Here is a 14,822-nt window from a genome sequence, read left to right as displayed (position 1 = left end):
ACGCTTGCCCTTCCTTCTCGTTTTCTGTTTTTCTCTGTTACCGTATCGGACTATGGAACAGCTTGTTCGCTACCAAGTAGAGCGCATGTTGCGCCGCAAGCACCGCAACCCGGCCTTGCACCTCACTCCGGCCTCCCGCCTGCACGAAGACGTCGGGCTCGACTCCATTGACATGGTGGAGTTGGTCATGAACCTGGAGCACCGTTTTCACATTGAAATTCCGGACCCCGAGCTGGAGCGCCTACGCACCGTGCAGGACGTGCTTACCTGCGTAGAGGAGCACCTCAGTGAGCCGGCAAGCTAAGTCTGGGTATGGTGCTAGGCCAGCTGTTGGTGCCGGGCCTGCTGCAGCCACTCAATGGCGGCGCGCTCATCAATAAACCGCTCCGATAAATACGGCTTGTCCTGAAAGAAGCTGGCAGGTGGAAACGCGGCATCGGCTTCGGCGTCGCGCATTATCACGGGCACCAGCAGGTAGGCCAGGTAGGTACGGCCGCCCAGCCGCCCGTGCAGGGTAGGCAGGAAGGTGGCAACCATCCACTGGGCGCCTTCCCGGTCGGTGTTGAAGCGCCGGCGGGCATCGAGCAGCCAGTGGCGGCACTGGTGGTGCGCGGCCACCTCCAGCAGGTGGAGGTAGCCCTGGCACATTTCGTCCAGCGTTACCTTGCGCATCCAACGAATCAGCAGCGCGTCCAGATCAGAGCGGTAGGTAACCTCAATGTACTCCGGGGCAGGTGGCAGCATCAGGAAAGGTGGGGCAAGAGCGAGTACCAAAGGTAGTGGTTCGGGGAAGCATTGGGGTAGATGCTAGCTTGTATTTTGCCTTTTTTCCGACCAAACCCGTATTCTCGTCCATGATTCCGCTGATTGCCTATACCTCCCGCCTCACGCTGATTGCCGCCAGCCGCGCCTTGCTCACGGCCGAACTAACCAAGCCGCACTACTTTCCTATTCTGCTAGGAGCCCAGCTGCCCGCGCACTGGCCCCCGGGCCAGTACGATGAGGACGCCATGCGCTACTTTCTGGAGCAGCTCACGGCCGGGGGCCGCACCGCGGCGGGCTGGTACGGCTGGTACGCTATTCTGAAAGCCGGACCTGAAACGCCCAAAAATACTCTGGTTGGGGCTGGAGGCTTTCATGGCCCGCCCCAGGATGAAACGGTTGAAATAGGCTTTTCAATAGCCGATGACTGGCGGGGCCGCGGCCTGGGCACCGAGCTGGTAGCCGGCCTGATCCGCCACGCCGCCGATACCGGCCTGGTGCGCCAACTTACGGCCCGTACTACGCCGGCTAACACGGCCTCCCGGCGCATTCTGGAGCAAAACGGCTTCTGCCTTTCGGGCCCCGACCCTGACGCGGAAGGACAGCTGCACTTTGTGCGCGACCTGGTAGCGGCTGACAAATCGGCCCCGGCAACCACAGCCTAGCCCTCGGCCAACAGGCCGGCCTGGGTTTTTGCCGGCACAGCTGATTGTGCGGAACAGGCAAGGTACTTTTGCGGCCGCAACCAACCCGTATCGTATGTCCACGCCTACCGGCGCTCCGCTTGCTTACCGTCCCGAGCTGAACGGGGTGCGTGCCCTTGCGGTATGGCTGGTGGTGGTGCAGCACTGGGTAGCCCCACCCATTATGATGGGCGAAATGGGCCGCCAGATGTTTTTTGTGCTCAGCGGCTACCTTATATCGGGCATCGTCTGGAAGCAGCAGGTGTATCCGGGGGCGCCGGGGGCGTGGGGGCAGCGGCTGGGCACGTTCTATCTGCGCCGCCTGCTGCGCATTATTCCTCCCTACTATTGTGCTCTGGCCCTGAGCGCGTTACTACCCCTGGCTACCATTCAGGACTACCCGGTTTGGTTTCTTCTGCCGGCCGCCAACCACCTGTTCTACTCCCTGCAACGCTGGGGCGAAGGTCTGGGTCACCTCTGGACCCTGGCCGTGGACGAGCAGTTCTACCTGCTTTGGCCGGCGCTGCTGGCGGTAGTGGGCCGCCGCTGGCAGGGGCTACTCCTGGTTGGGGTAGGCGGACTGGCGTTTCGGGTGGGCTGGAGCCTGCTGGTTACCCCGGGCTTCGTGCTGGTGCTGCTGCCTTCTTCCCTTGACTTATTTGTGGCCGGAACCCTGCTGCGGCTTTTCGAGAAATCGGAGGGGCTGGCGCGGTGGGTACGCGGGCGTAATGCCCTGCTGGCCTGGGCGCTGTGGTGGACCCTGTGGGCCCTGCTGCACCGGCACAACGGCGGCGCTACCTGGCTGATGGTATTCCCGACGGTAGGGGCCATGGCCTCTTTCCTGACCCTGGGCTGGCTGCTGCACCACCCCACCGCGGCGCGGCGGGCAGGCCTGCTGCACCCGGTTCTGCTCTGGCTGGGCAAGCGCAGCTTCGGCACCTACCTCTACCATTTGCTGCTGCCAGTATTCTGGCAGCGCCTGGTGTACAAGCTATACCCGGCTGGCTCCGAATGGCGCGAGTTTTTGCTGGCTCCCTTACCTACTGTGCTGGTGCTGGCCCCCCTGCTGATTCTGCTCAGTGCGGCTTCCTGGCGCTTCATTGAGGCCCCGCTGGACCGCCTGAAGCGCCACGTACGATATGCGCCCACTGCTACCCCTATTTCGGCAAAGTAACGGCCGCTGCGGCTACATGGCTTTTTGGCAGCAACAAGGGTTGAAAACCGATTTCTTTCGGTCAACCTGACACTACGCGTGCAGCAAAATCTGGACTAATACGGTCATTATGACTACTTTGCCTTAACAATCGGGGCCCACTGAGGTTGGTACAGGATTTGAAATAAGCCTGGTACACATCAAGAGAGGAACCTGACCATGAATCTTATCAGCAAGGATTTTATCCGCAACATCGTCCCGCAGCTCGACCTGCTGAATACGCTGGGTGGAGGTATTGCGCAGGCCACGATGTGGATTGACAAGCGGGAGAAAGGCGTGGTAGTGCGGGTGGCAGCCCCGTCGGTAAGCCCAGAGAACTTCCACGTAGTGCTCAACAACAACGTGCTGACGGTACTTGCCGAGTTCCGACACACGCCCGAGGATAAGCTGGCCGCTCCGCTGTTCAGCCGCACCCTCAACCTGCCTGCTACCCTCGACCTGAGCCGCATCGATGCCGTGTTTGAGGGCCAGGAGCTGCAGATCCGCATTCCGTACCGCGACGCCGCCACCGAGCCTCGCGAAATCAACATCAAGCAGCGCTAACCTACTGCAGCTGCCTCTATAACGCCGGGACCGACCGGCCTTCCTGATGGTTTCACCCGCCACTGCCGGTTCGGTAGTGGCTTTTTTGTGCCCGGTTACCCGAACAGAGGCCACAGCAGCCCAAAGCCTGTGAGCAGCGACAGGTAAAACCAGCCCATCAGCTGGCCGCGGTGGCGGCGGGGCAGGCGGTTGCTGAGCACCAGCACGGCTACCACCACCAAAGTCAGGTGTAGCAGCAGAAACACCACCGTTTTCACCCAGTTGCTGACTATGGTGTTCTCGGGCTGCATCTGGTTGCTCATGCCCAGGCCCGAGGTAGCGAACCGGAGCACTTGGTAGGCTACCACTTCAAACAACACAAACAGTGCCCCACCAGCCAGCAGGGCCAACGGCCCGGATTTTTGCGATACATCGGCCATAGGTGGTGCGCTAGTGAGTTGGTGAGATGGTGAGTTTTTATGGAGGGTATGTCAATAGGGCCGAAGGGATGAGTACCGTAAGCTGATGTTTCGCGCCCTGAATTGGGCATCAAACTCACCATCTCACTCATTTACCCATTCACCTCTTGCCCAGCACTTCCGCCGTGCGGGTCCGGATGTAGAGTTCCTCTACTTTGGCCCGTGCCCAGGGCGTGCGGCGCAGAAACGTGAGGCTCGATTTGAGGCTGGGGTTCACGGCAAAGCAATTGATCCGGATGCGGCGGTCCAGCTCGGGCCAGCCGTAAGCCGCTACCAGGTACTCCAGAATCTGGGCCAGGGTAACGCCATGCAGCTCACGAATGAGGCGGCCGGATTCGTCGCGGGCATCGGGTAGGTTAGGCAGATCGGGCATGGGTAGGGGTAGCTTGGGTTGGTAAAAATGCGAAAAAACGGGCGTCTTTTGGGCTTATTCCTTCCGGAAAGACACCACGGAGCCGGGGCCGGGCGTTACCTTTGGCAACTGCCATTGCCTTTATGACTGCTTCTCGCCGTTCCCGTTCTGGCTCTCGTCTGGTCTGGCGCCGGGCGCTTCTGCTGGCCCTCGCGGTTGTGCTGCTGGGTAGCCTTGCCTTTTACTGGCGCTACCAGCGGCAGCTCAACCGCTACATCCGGCGCACCTACGCTTCTTTTATCAGTGGCCGCCTCACGGGCCGCGAAAAAACGCCTTTGCTGGCGGGTTATTCCGTGCACGGCATTGATGTATCGGCTTACCAGGGGCGTATCAACTGGCCCGAGGTGGCGGAGCACCAGGTGCGGTTTGCCTTTATTAAAGCCACCGAAGGCGTAACCCTGCGCGACGCCCGCTTTCAGCGCAACTGGCGGGGCGCCCGGGCGGCCGGCATCTACCGCGGCGCCTACCACTACTTCCAGCCCAACTACGACGGGGCCACGCAGGCCAACCTGTTTACCCGCACCGTGCCCCTGGCCCCCGGCGACCTGCCCCCGGTGCTGGACGTAGAGCACGCTGAGTTTCATGACGTGGCCCAGATGCGGCGCGGGGTGGCTACCTGGCTGCGGCTGGTAGAGCGCCACTACGGCGTGCGCCCCATTCTGTATTCCAACTACAGCTTCTATAAGCGCCACCTGGCCGGCCACTTCGATAAGTACCCGCTGTGGCTGGCACACTACGAGGTAGCGCAACCGTCGTTGCCCCGCGAGAAGTGGATTATCTGGCAGCATTCTGATGAGGCCTACGTACCCGGCATCCGCGGCACCGTGGACTTTAACGTATTTCAGGGCAACTTTCAACGCCTGCTGGCGCTGCGCATTCCGCCCCGCCGCTCGCAGGCACCCAACTAACTGCTCAGACCCATGCCGTTTCCATTCTGCTTTCCGCGCTTCTCGTGCCGCTGGCTACTACTGCTGCTACTGCCCTTGCTGTTCACTGGCTGTGCGGGCAGCGGCGTTACCCAGTCGGGCAAGGCCTCGTACTACGCCGATAAGTTTGCCGGCCGCAAAACGGCCAGCGGGGCCGTGTACCGGCCGGGCAAGCGCACGGCAGCCCACAATACGCTGCCGTTTGGCACCATCGTGCGGGTTACTAATCCGCGCAACCACCGCTCGGTGCGGGTGAAGGTCACGGACCGGGGGCCACACGCCAAAGGCCGCATCATCGACCTTTCCCGTAAAGCGGCCCGTAAAATTGGCATTGTGGAGGCCGGCGTTGCGCCCGTCGAGCTGAAAGTTGTCCGCAAAGCCAAGTAGTTCTTCCGTTCCCTACCCCCTTTCCGCCATGCGTATCCGCAAGAAAGTTCAGTGGACCATTCCGGCCGAAGCCAGCCGCTTCGTGCAGCTCGGCGCCTTTGTTAAAGCGGCCGAAACCCAGGGCTGGTCCGAAGCCGAAATTCAGTTTGTAATGGATGAGATTGTGGAAGCCCGCGACGAGGCGGAAGTAGCTCTCATCTTTCAGGACTATACCCAACCCGCGCGCTAACGGAAACGGGCCACCCGGCGCCAGTGCCGGGCGGCCCGTTTCCGTTAGCGCGCGGGTTGGAATGCGGCTTGCAGCCTACTTGATTTTCTTTTTCATTTTAACCTTGCCGCCGTTTCTAGACAGCTGCAGCAGGCTGTCCTGCTCCGCCTTCATGGCTCTGGTGGTCAGGCGGCCGGTCAGGGACATATAGTCGCCTTCCTTAAGCGTAGTGGTAGTGCCGTTGGCCATGGTCACGGTGCCATCAGCCCCAATTTTGGTGCCGTTCACCAGGGCCGTTTCAGAAGTAAGAGCTTCGGTGTGCGCGTCGCGCGTCATCATCACTTTGCCTTCCTTCATCACGAAGCCATCCTTCAGGGTAAGTCCAACGGGAGCGGCAGCCCGGGGGCGGGGCTGGGCGGGCTTGCGCGGCGGCAGCTTGGTTTGCGCCTGGGCGCTATGGGTAGTAACTCCTGCCAGCAGCAGGAAAGACAGGAAAGCGAAGGACTGTTTCATAAGGGGTAGAGGGTAAGGTAACTACTGAAAAACCTGGCCGGGTGCCGCCGGTTTTCTATACGAAAACCGGACCATATTTGGCTGTTTTCGGGGGGTAACCCCGCGTGGTTTACGTCCGTTTTACCGGGAGCATTATGGCTGTCGGCCCCGCGCCGCGCTTTCCTTCTGTTGTTTCCCTCTCGCCCCGTGGACTACAAAGACTACTACCAGATTCTGGGCCTTGATAAGACGGCCACCAAAGACCAGATCAAGAAGGCTTACCGCACCCTGGCCCGCCAGTACCACCCCGACGTGAACCCCAACGACGCGGAGGCCGAGCGCAAGTTCAAGGAAATCAACGAAGCCCACGAAGTGCTCAGCGACGACGAAAAGCGCCAGAAGTACGACCAGTTGGGCGCCGACTGGCAGCGCTACCAGCAGGCCGGCGGCGGGCGCGGCGGCCAGGGCGGGGGCTTCGATTGGTCGCAGTACGCGCAGGGCGGTGGTTTCGGGGGCGGCAGCGGCAACGACCCGTTTGGCGGCGCCGACTTCTCCGATTTCTTTAGCTCCATGTTCGGGGGCATGGGCGGCGGGTCCGGGGGTAGTACGCGGCCCCGGGCCGGGCAGGACTACCAGGCCGAGCTGGAGCTGACGCTGGAGGAAGCCTACCGGGGCGGACCGCGCACGCTCACGGTCAATGGCAAAAACCTGCGCCTCACCATTCAGCCGGGGGTGGAGGACGGCCAGACCATCCGGCTGCGCGACCAGGGCGGCCCCGGCCGCCACGGCGGCCCCAGCGGCTCGCTCTACATTACCCTGCGCATTCAGCCCGATGCCCGCTACTCCCGCGCCGGCCACGACTTGACCATGGACGTGCCCGTGAGCATCTACACAGCCTTGCTTGGGGGTGAGCAGGTAGTAGAAACCTTGTCGGGACCGGTGAAAATCACCATCAAGCCCGAAACCCAGAACGGTACCCGTCTGCGCCTGCGGGGCAAGGGCTTTCCGGTGTACCGGCAGCCCGGGCAGTTCGGCGACCTGTACCTGCGCCTGACCCTAACGCTGCCCCAGCACCTGACGGAGCAGGAAAAAGCCCTGTTCCGGCAGCTGGCCGAGCTGCGCAAGTAACCGCGCCCCATTTGCACCCAAAACCGCGTCTTTGCTATGGAAACGCAACTTATCATCCTCACCTTCCGGGAATGCGCCACCCAATACGGCCTGAGCGAAGCCGATGTGCGCGAATTTATGGACCTGGGGCTGCTGCACCCCGCCCCCAATGCGCCCGGCCACCTGCAGGCCGAGCCCGACCACCTGGCCCGCCTGGCCCGCCTGCACCACGAGTTAGGCCTGAGCAAGGACAGCCTGGAGGTGGTGATGGCCATGCGCTACCGCCTGGAGCAGCTGCAGCAGGAGCTAGCCCGGCAACGGGCGCGGGTGCGGCAGCTGGAGGCCTTTCTGCACGGCTCAGGCCCCGTAATTGACCTTGACTTGCGGTAAGGCCGCCCCTGCTGCCATTGGCTTTAACGACAGCCTGAGGCAAGCCAGCGCTTGCAGAATTCGGGGGTAGGGTTGGACGACGCCGGGCAACTTTTCCGGCCCAGCCAGGTATAAAGGCCCAGTCTGGTCTTGCAGGCTGGTATTTCCGCCACCATTTTCCACTCCTTCATATGCCTCCACGCATCCCCCTATCCAAGGCACTGACGCTTGGGCTTACGGCCTGGGCTCTGGCGCCACTGGCTTCGCACGCTCAAACGGCCGACCGCAAAACGGCCATTGGCATCAACGTAAGTGCCATGCAGTACAAAGGCAACTTTGGCTCCGACTACTGGAACTGGAGCGAGAATAAGTACGCGCCCGGCATCACCATCAGCCAGTACCTCAGCAAAGGCCTTGATCTGCAGCTGAGCGGCAACTACGTGGAGTTCAAGAAAAATGCCCCGGCGGGTGCTCCGTACTTCGGCAGCAACTTCGCTACCAACGTGGTGAACGTGAACCTGGGCCTGAAATTCAAGCTGCTCAAGGAAGAATCGTTCCTGCGGCCCTACCTGCTGGCTGCTCCGGGCTGGACCTACACCAGCCGTGAGGGCACTGTTTTCCGCAACAACCAAACCACCAACACCGACCAGGACAAGAGCTACTTCGACCTGTTTGGGGCGGCGGGCCTTGATTTCCGGCTCGGTGAAGCGGTACACCTGTTTGTGCAGACTGGCCAGCATATTCCCCTGAACGCCAACCTCGACGGCGACCCCACTCGCGACGATAACTCCTGGGACGACAAGTTTCTGCAGCACACCGTGGGCCTGAACGTGGCCCTGGGTAAAGCGAAAGACGAAGACAACGACGGGGTTTCGGACCGCAAAGACAAGTGCCCTGGCACGCCGGCCGGCGTAGCCGTGGATGCCAACGGCTGCCCGCTGGATGGCGACGGCGACGGGGTGCCGGATTACCAGGACAAGTGCCCCACCGAGAAGGGCCTGGCCGCGCTGGAAGGCTGCCCCGACCGGGACGGTGACGGTGTGCGCGACGGGGACGACAAATGCCCCGACACGCCCGGCAAAGCCGAGCTGCAGGGCTGCCCCGACTCGGATAACGACGGTGTAATTGACCAGAACGATAAGTGCCCCGACACGCCCGGCGGCGTGAAAGTAGATGCCAACGGCTGCCCCGTAGATACTGACGGCGACGGTGTACCCGACTACCAGGACCGCTGCCCGCAGCGCCCCGGTCCGGCCTCGAACAAAGGCTGCCCTGAGATGAAGGTAGAAGAGAAAAAGCGCCTCCAGGAAGCCACTAAGTACATCCAGTTCGAGTTCAACAAGGCAACCCTGAAGCCGATTTCGTTCCCAACCCTCGATGGGCTGGTGCAAATCCTGAACGATTACCCGGATTACTTCCTGGGCATCTCGGCCCACGCCGACAACAAAGGCGACGATGCCTACAACCTGCGCCTCTCGGATGAGCGCGCTGCTTCGGCCCGCGCCTACATGCTGCGCAAAGGCATCCCCGCCGACCGCATTGTGTCGCACGGCTACGGCGAAAGCAAGCCCATTGCCCCGAACACCACGGAAGCCGGCCGCGCCCTTAACCGCCGCGTAGAGTTTGACGTGTACCTGCCCGGCGACCCGAACCCCGCCGAAACCAAGTATGGCCCGGCTCCGGAAATCCCGGCTGCTCCCGTGAAAGCAGCCGCTCCGGCCAAAAAGGCTCCGGTCAAGAAAGCTGCTCCGCGTCGGAAGTAGTTTCCGGCAACTGGTAAGAAAAGCGGCCCGCTCAGTTGAGCGGGCCGCTTTTTTATGAAGGTTGAATTAAGTCTGCGGCCCGCTGCCGCCTGGCTTCTCTTCTCTCCCCTATCTGCATCCGCCATGCCCCACGACGATGATTTCCTGCCCGAAAATTTTTCCTTTGATGACCACGAGGATGTGGAGTACCTCAAGCACCGGGCCCTCTTCGAGAAGGCCCAAGAGCTGGCTCACCTGACCCAGGCCTTTGTGCAAAGCCTGCCTGAGCCCCCGGAAATTCCGCTTCTGGGCGAGATGATGCTGGAAAACAGCTATGTGCTAAGCGCCAAGCTGGCCGCGTCGCGGGCCGTGCCCTACTACTCACGCCGCATGGAGCTGGCCGTGCTGATTAAAGTAGCCGCCGAGGGCCTGCTGACCCAAACCAGCACCTGCCGCATGCTCAGCATCGGAGCTCCCGAGTACTGGCAGCTGCTGCGCGACGAGGTAGAGCAGTTCCGGCTGCTGTTCGTGGCCTGGGTGCAGGACTTTGACCCCACTACCGACGCGGAGGATGAATGGGGACTGTTCAGCAACCCGCTGCGCTGAAGCGGTACCTACTGCGGACTCCTACCCCACATCCACGAGCAAAGCCAGCAGCAGGCCGGCCAGGGTGGCTACCAGCTTGCGCAGGTTCAGGCTGTGGTCGGGGCTGGTTTCAAACAGAATGGTGGTGGAGACGTGCAGAAAGTTACCGGCCACTAGCCCCAGCAGGGCCGCGTACAGGCCACCTGTCAGCAGCTGCTCCAGCACCACAAAGTTGCTGACCACAATACCGGCCGGTCCGGCCACGGCAAACAGCAACAGGTAGGGCAAGGCCCGCCGAAACGAGCTGAGGCGCAGTAGCAGCGCCGCCATCAGGGCGAAGGCCGCCGGAATGTGGTGCAGGGCCACCCCAGCTAGAATGGCGTAAAAGTTCTGGCTGATATCACCGGCTTCGGGTGTTTTCACCAGAATGCTACCCTCCAGAAACGAATGCAGTACCAGGGAAAACAACAGCAGGAAGGGCACCCGGCCGGCATGCGCCGTGTGGTGATGTACGTGCCCGTGCTCCACTCCCTGCGAAAACACCTCCAGTAGCATCTGCCCGAAAAAACCAGCCAGCACAAAGTAGCCAACCCGGTGCCCGGGCAGCATCTGCAGGGCCTCCGGCAGCAGGTGCGTTACCGTGAGAGTGAAAAGGTAGGCGCCGCTAAACGCCAGCAAGGGCTTCATCCAGGTGGTGCGGGCCGTTGGGACCAGCCGGGTCAGCCAGCCGGCCCCCAGTACGGTCAGAAACAACGCAAAAACGGCAAACCACATAGAACGTGAGGAGGGGAAAGGATAGAAGGGAAAGCGGACGAGCAGGATAAGCTGAGGCAGGAGGGAGTTAACAAGGCAAGCGGCCAGTAAGATTTGACGAGCGGTGGTGAAAAACAGAAAAAGCCGGCGAATCCAGCCTTTTTCCTACCCCACTGCGCCTGGTCAGTGCTTTTTTGCTCACGTTCCCTGTCACTTCCTGCTGTTGCAAAAAACTGCCTTACTTTTTCAGCACGAAAATCATCCGGGGGCTGCTCTCCGGCTCGAACGGACGAAGCTGGTAGTCGCCCCAGATGGTCATCAGGCGCAGGCCGGCAATCTGGAAATACTCCTCGAACTGCTCCCGGCTCAGGGCCCGCACCCGCTCCTCGAAGTACTGCTCCTGCTGCTCATCGTCGCGAAAGCGGATTTCCTTGACAATGAACCCGTTCTGAAAGTGGCGGTAGAGCTGAAACGTGGTGTGGTCTATCTGCTTGGTTTCGTGGGCTACCAGCTCGCGCAGGGTTAGCCGGGTATTCATAAAATCGATAATCAGCTTGCCGCCGGGGCGGAGGGCGGCTGCCGCATTGCGCAGGGCCACCACATTATCGGTTTCCTGCTCAAAGTAGCCGAAGCTGGTAAACAGGTTCAAAACCAGATCAAACGAGCCCGTGGGCAGCGGCTCACGCATGTCGTGCTCGTAGAAGTGCAGGTGCTCGTGGGCAAACTGCCGGGCGTAGCGGATGCTTTCCGCCGACAGATCAACGCCGGTTACGTCGTAGCCCTGTTCACTCAGATACAACGCATGACGGCCCTTGCCGCAGGCCAGGTCCAGCAGCCGCGCGCCGGGCCGGGGGCGCACATGCCGCAGCAGCTGCCCCAGAAACGCCCGGGCCTCCTCATGATTCCGTTCCCGGTACAGCCGATGATAGTATGGCGAATCAAACCAGGTACTAAACCATTCTGTGGGTGGGGCGGAAGGCATAGGCAGTAAGCAACGGGATATCATGAAAAAAGGGCGTCTTCACGCCCCTTCCTCAGTTTTCAGAAAACAGACACGGAAGGCCACATCTGCAACATGGCTGCAAATATGGCCTACCGGTTACTTAAATCAAAGCGCTTGGGCTGGCTTTGCGGCCGGGTTGGCCTCCAGATCCATCTCGCACACCGGGCACTTGCCGGGCTTGTTGCTGGCGCTACCCTCGCAGCCCATGGGGCAAATGTAAGCCGCCGTAGCAACCGGCGCGGCCGTGCTGTCGGCGGGGGCCATAGTGGCAGCGGCACCGGCCGCACCCTGCTCCGCGGGTTTCGACTGGCAGCTGCCCAGGGCCAGGCCACCGAGCAGCAGCGCGGCCGCTACTCCTGATTTCCAGAAAGACTTCATGCGCGTCAGGCTATTGCTTCGGGGCGGGCTCAGCCGTTTCGGCCTTCTGGTCGCTGATGGCTTTTTTGTCGCTCTCGATGGCGGTGGAGCTGCTGGTGTGGGTAGCATCCTTGGCATCAGCAGTCCGAACCTGTTCGGCGTTTACCCGGTCGCGCTGGTTGGTTTCGTCCAGGGTTACCTCCGAGCTAATGGGGCGCTCAATGGCGCCGCCCTTCGACTGGTCAGCGGCGGCCGAGGTGTGCTGATCGAAGTTGTCGGAGGAGCGGCTGCCTGGCTCTACCATATCCAACGATACTTTTTTATCCGGACGCCAGTCTGACGGTTCGCTGCTGCACGCGTTCAGGGCCAGCGTAGCCAGGGCCAGAGCGGAAAGTACGAGTTGCTTGCTCATGAGAAGAGAAAAAGAAATCGGTAAGAAGTAATGACGAAAAAACGGCGCACTAAGTTGACGGAAGCGTTAGGCGGCCACCGGCCCGCCGCCGGGTAGCAGGTTCTTACGACGCAGCATAGCGTCAAACAGCTTCTGGTCGTTGGGCGAGTTAAAGATGCGGTCCGGTACCTGCAGAAAAATGGGCGTGTCGAAGGTTTTGGCCATCCACAGGCGCCAGCCTTTCAGCTCCTGGGGCAGCTCCGGGGCCCGCAGGGAAAGCAGGTAGCCATCGGCCTCCCGCTTTACGTCGCCAATCATATCCCAGGTCAGGCGCATGCCTTCCTTCTCGTTGCGGCGCAGCACAATCTGCTTGTTATCAAACTCGTACCCCAGCTTCTCGAACAGGGGTTTGGTTTGCTCTACCTGGGTAACCCCAGTAACCTGCGCCGAGCGAAACAGCACGTACAGCAGCGTGAGCAGCAGGGCCGCGGCCAGCCACCACCACGAGGGCCAGATCAGGGCCGGCAGCAAGCCCAGCGCAAACGGAATGAGGGCGTACCACCACTCCCTGCGCCACACCCGGCCCATGGCCAGCTTGGTGTAGGTATCGGTATCGAGCTGGTGCTTTTTGGTGCGGATAGCCAGCGGCGAGGCGCCTTGCTGCTGCTGTTGCTGCCGGTAGCCGCCGCGTTGATTAGGAAGTTGCATTGGTAGTTGAGTTGTCGGTTGTCAGTTGCCGGTTGCCAGCTATCAGCACTGTTTTACTGACAACCGATAACCGGCAACTGACAACTCATTAAAACGCTTTCAGGCTCATATCGAGGCTGCGGATGGAGTGGGTTAGGGCTCCCACCGAGATGTAGTCCACGCCAGTAGCGGCTACCTCGGCAATGGTTTCCTCCGTGATGCCACCACTGGCTTCCAGGGGGTAGCGGCCGGCTACCAGAGCCACGGCCTCCCGTAGCTGCGCGGGCGCCATGTTATCGAGCATGATCCGGTCGATGCCGCCTGCCTCCAGGGCCTGCTGCACTTCGGCCAGACTGCGGGTTTCTATTTCGATGGGCAGTTGCCGGCCGGTGCGGGCCAGGTAAGCCCGGGAGGCTTCAATGGCTTCGCGCACGCCCCCGGCATAATCCACATGGTTGTCCTTGAGGATAATCATATCGAACAGCCCGTAGCGGTGGTTGATTCCGCCCCCAATCAGCACGGCCCACTTTTCGCACAGCCGGAAGTTGGGGGTTGTCTTGCGGGTATCGAGCAGACGGGCTTTGGTGCCGGCCAGCAGGCTGGTCAGGTGAGCCGTGCGGGTGGCAATACCACTCATGCGCTGCATGCAGTTGAGCACCAGCCGCTCGGCGGTCAGGATGCTCTGGGCGCGGCCCTCCACCACCAGGGCAACATCACCGTGCTTAACTCGGGCCCCGTCCTGCAGGCGGAGTTCAACCGCCAGGTCGGCATCTACCTCCCGGAAGATGTGCCGCGCCAGCTCAACGCCCGCCAGCACACCCTCATCCTTGATGAGCAAGTGGGCACGGTTGCGCGCGTCGGCTGGAATGGCCGACAGGGCCGAATGGTCGCCGTCGCCGACGTCTTCGGCCAGCGCCGTGCGAATAAATGAAGATAAAGCTTCCGGGGTGAGGTAGGAGGGCGTGTACACGGAGCAAAAATAGTCAAAAATGCCCCTACTTCCCCACTGCTCCTTCGGAGGCCTACGAGGCCAGGTGGCCAGGCCCCTACTGGTTCCTCGTCGAACCTGCTGGTCCGACGGCGGTAGCCGTCCGACCAGTCATCGTCTGCGCCACTGAAACGGTACCCCTACCCCGCCTGGCTACCAGTAACAGGCGTCAGCACAAAACCAACCAGTCGGACGACGCCGGCGTCGGACCGGAACGAGAGGCACAAGAATAGCTCGGAGGCACAAAAAAAGCGCCGCGAAGAAGCTTCGCGGCGCTGGGAGAGAAACGGAGGAAGAGAAGCTAGTTCTCTTTGGTAAAGTCGATGGTAGCAATTTTGAGGCTGCCGCCCGCCGATTTCATTTTCACGAACATGCGGTAAGCTCCGTCTTTGCCCGTGTATTTGCCCACGGCATAGGGCGTACCTTCGTTGCTGCCGCCGTAGTGAATGAAGTCAAAAGAAGCCGGCGAGTGTTTGGCGAAGAAATCCTTCATCACAAACTCGGCCTGGGTAGCACTGTAGCTTTGCTTATCCCCATCAAAGCTTAGCTCCACGGTAGGAGCGAAGAACTGGGCTAAGTCGCGCGAGGAGGAACTGCGAATGGCATTGCGCACCGGGCCGAAAGACTCACTCTGCGCCAAGGCTCCCACCGATAGCAACAGGCCCCACACCAGGGCGAAGGCCAGAAAAAAGTTGCGTTTCATGTTAGTGTATAGAGTACAGCATACTGCGTGCGAAAACTATGCCAACCCTACCC

Annotated in this window: 22 protein-coding genes; 11 read left to right on the top strand and 11 right to left on the bottom strand. The window is 61.2% G+C overall.

Going from position 1 to position 14,822, the window contains the following annotated elements; translation table 11 throughout:
- Positions 1–52: 52 nt before the first annotated feature.
- The gene (locus GGU46_RS00510; RefSeq protein ID WP_183401649.1) at positions 53–304 is read left to right on the top strand and encodes an acyl carrier protein; all 252 of its coding nucleotides are present in this window, start codon (positions 53–55) and stop codon (positions 302–304) included.
- A gap of 14 nt (positions 305–318) precedes the next feature.
- Here GGU46_RS00510 and GGU46_RS00505 read toward each other — a convergent pair whose 3' ends face one another.
- A complete protein-coding gene (locus GGU46_RS00505; protein ID WP_184093934.1) occupies positions 319–774 on the bottom strand; it encodes a hypothetical protein in 456 nt (151 codons plus the stop codon).
- An 80-nt stretch (positions 775–854) separates the two neighbouring features.
- Here GGU46_RS00505 and GGU46_RS00500 point away from each other — a divergent pair, with 80 nt between their 5' ends.
- The 3 genes from GGU46_RS00500 (at position 855) to GGU46_RS00490 (ending at position 3,201) form a co-directional block, all read left to right on the top strand.
- Positions 855–1,427: a GNAT family N-acetyltransferase gene (locus GGU46_RS00500; RefSeq protein WP_183401647.1), complete on the top strand. Its 573-nt coding sequence runs from the start codon at positions 855–857 to the stop codon at positions 1,425–1,427.
- A 94-nt stretch (positions 1,428–1,521) separates the two neighbouring features.
- Positions 1,522–2,619 carry an acyltransferase family protein gene (locus GGU46_RS00495; RefSeq protein ID WP_183401646.1) on the top strand — a complete coding sequence of 366 codons (1,098 nt, stop codon included), beginning with the start codon at positions 1,522–1,524 and terminating at the stop codon, positions 2,617–2,619.
- Positions 2,620–2,817: 198 nt separating this feature from the next.
- Positions 2,818–3,201, top strand: coding sequence for an Hsp20/alpha crystallin family protein (locus GGU46_RS00490; protein ID WP_183401645.1), 384 nt, complete (start codon positions 2,818–2,820; stop codon positions 3,199–3,201).
- 95 nt (positions 3,202–3,296) lie between these two features.
- On the opposite strand, the gene GGU46_RS00485 is transcribed toward GGU46_RS00490, so the two are convergent.
- Both GGU46_RS00485 and GGU46_RS00480 read right to left on the bottom strand, forming a co-directional pair.
- Positions 3,297–3,620, bottom strand: a complete 324-nt coding sequence (locus tag GGU46_RS00485; RefSeq protein ID WP_183401644.1) for a hypothetical protein — start codon at positions 3,618–3,620, stop codon at positions 3,297–3,299.
- 139 nt (positions 3,621–3,759) lie between these two features.
- The gene (locus GGU46_RS00480) at positions 3,760–4,032 is read right to left on the bottom strand and encodes a VF530 family protein (RefSeq protein WP_183401643.1); all 273 of its coding nucleotides are present in this window, start codon (positions 4,030–4,032) and stop codon (positions 3,760–3,762) included.
- Positions 4,033–4,154: 122 nt separating this feature from the next.
- Between GGU46_RS00480 and GGU46_RS00475 the strand changes: the two genes are divergently transcribed.
- The 3 genes from GGU46_RS00475 to GGU46_RS00465 are packed head-to-tail and all read left to right on the top strand — an operon-like array spanning position 4,155 to position 5,613.
- Positions 4,155–4,979: a glycoside hydrolase family 25 protein gene (locus tag GGU46_RS00475; protein ID WP_183401642.1), complete on the top strand. Its 825-nt coding sequence runs from the start codon at positions 4,155–4,157 to the stop codon at positions 4,977–4,979.
- 12 nt (positions 4,980–4,991) lie between these two features.
- The gene (locus GGU46_RS00470; RefSeq protein WP_183401641.1) at positions 4,992–5,384 is read left to right on the top strand and encodes a septal ring lytic transglycosylase RlpA family protein; all 393 of its coding nucleotides are present in this window, start codon (positions 4,992–4,994) and stop codon (positions 5,382–5,384) included.
- A gap of 28 nt (positions 5,385–5,412) precedes the next feature.
- Positions 5,413–5,613 carry a hypothetical protein gene (locus GGU46_RS00465; protein ID WP_183401640.1) on the top strand — a complete coding sequence of 67 codons (201 nt, stop codon included), beginning with the start codon at positions 5,413–5,415 and terminating at the stop codon, positions 5,611–5,613.
- 75 nt (positions 5,614–5,688) lie between these two features.
- Here GGU46_RS00465 and GGU46_RS00460 read toward each other — a convergent pair whose 3' ends face one another.
- Positions 5,689–6,105 (bottom strand): DUF6799 domain-containing protein, encoded by a 417-nt coding sequence (locus GGU46_RS00460; RefSeq protein ID WP_183401639.1) that lies wholly within the window; start codon positions 6,103–6,105, stop codon positions 5,689–5,691.
- 186 nt (positions 6,106–6,291) lie between these two features.
- On the opposite strand from GGU46_RS00460, the gene GGU46_RS00455 reads away from it, so the two are divergent.
- The 4 genes from GGU46_RS00455 (at position 6,292) to GGU46_RS00440 (ending at position 9,908) form a co-directional block, all read left to right on the top strand.
- The gene (locus GGU46_RS00455) at positions 6,292–7,212 is read left to right on the top strand and encodes a DnaJ C-terminal domain-containing protein (RefSeq protein WP_183402538.1); all 921 of its coding nucleotides are present in this window, start codon (positions 6,292–6,294) and stop codon (positions 7,210–7,212) included.
- Positions 7,213–7,248: 36 nt separating this feature from the next.
- Positions 7,249–7,581, top strand: a complete 333-nt coding sequence (locus GGU46_RS00450; RefSeq protein WP_183401638.1) for a chaperone modulator CbpM — start codon at positions 7,249–7,251, stop codon at positions 7,579–7,581.
- 170 nt (positions 7,582–7,751) lie between these two features.
- Entirely contained in the window at positions 7,752–9,323 is a 1,572-nt protein-coding gene (locus GGU46_RS22390) for an OmpA family protein (RefSeq protein ID WP_183401637.1), read from the top strand.
- A gap of 123 nt (positions 9,324–9,446) precedes the next feature.
- Positions 9,447–9,908 (top strand): hypothetical protein, encoded by a 462-nt coding sequence (locus GGU46_RS00440; protein ID WP_183401636.1) that lies wholly within the window; start codon positions 9,447–9,449, stop codon positions 9,906–9,908.
- A gap of 21 nt (positions 9,909–9,929) precedes the next feature.
- Here the strand turns inward: GGU46_RS00440 and GGU46_RS00435 are convergent, their stop codons facing one another.
- The 7 genes from GGU46_RS00435 to GGU46_RS00405 all read right to left on the bottom strand — a co-directional run bounded on the left by GGU46_RS00435 (position 9,930) and on the right by GGU46_RS00405 (position 14,769).
- Positions 9,930–10,661: a ZIP family metal transporter gene (locus GGU46_RS00435; protein WP_183401635.1), complete on the bottom strand. Its 732-nt coding sequence runs from the start codon at positions 10,659–10,661 to the stop codon at positions 9,930–9,932.
- Between the two features lie 217 nt (positions 10,662–10,878).
- On the bottom strand, positions 10,879–11,622 hold the full coding sequence (locus GGU46_RS00430; RefSeq protein WP_183401634.1) for an SAM-dependent methyltransferase: 744 nt from the start codon (positions 11,620–11,622) through the stop codon (positions 10,879–10,881).
- A gap of 126 nt (positions 11,623–11,748) precedes the next feature.
- Positions 11,749–12,021, bottom strand: coding sequence for a heavy metal-binding domain-containing protein (locus GGU46_RS00425; RefSeq protein ID WP_183401633.1), 273 nt, complete (start codon positions 12,019–12,021; stop codon positions 11,749–11,751).
- Between the two features lie 10 nt (positions 12,022–12,031).
- Positions 12,032–12,412, bottom strand: coding sequence for a hypothetical protein (locus tag GGU46_RS00420; protein WP_183401632.1), 381 nt, complete (start codon positions 12,410–12,412; stop codon positions 12,032–12,034).
- A 66-nt stretch (positions 12,413–12,478) separates the two neighbouring features.
- Positions 12,479–13,099 carry a hypothetical protein gene (locus GGU46_RS00415; RefSeq protein ID WP_183401631.1) on the bottom strand — a complete coding sequence of 207 codons (621 nt, stop codon included), beginning with the start codon at positions 13,097–13,099 and terminating at the stop codon, positions 12,479–12,481.
- Between the two features lie 88 nt (positions 13,100–13,187).
- Positions 13,188–14,048: a carboxylating nicotinate-nucleotide diphosphorylase gene (gene nadC, locus GGU46_RS00410; RefSeq protein ID WP_183401630.1), complete on the bottom strand. Its 861-nt coding sequence runs from the start codon at positions 14,046–14,048 to the stop codon at positions 13,188–13,190.
- A 319-nt stretch (positions 14,049–14,367) separates the two neighbouring features.
- Positions 14,368–14,769, bottom strand: coding sequence for a DUF4783 domain-containing protein (locus GGU46_RS00405; RefSeq protein WP_183401629.1), 402 nt, complete (start codon positions 14,767–14,769; stop codon positions 14,368–14,370).
- Positions 14,770–14,822 lie beyond the last annotated feature (53 nt).

Origin of the sequence: Hymenobacter latericoloratus, assembly GCF_014199535.1 — a bacterium.
GTDB lineage: Bacteria > Bacteroidota > Bacteroidia > Cytophagales > Hymenobacteraceae > Hymenobacter > Hymenobacter latericoloratus.
Note: the sequence above shows the minus strand (reverse complement) of the source record. Positions and strands in the feature narration are given on the sequence as shown.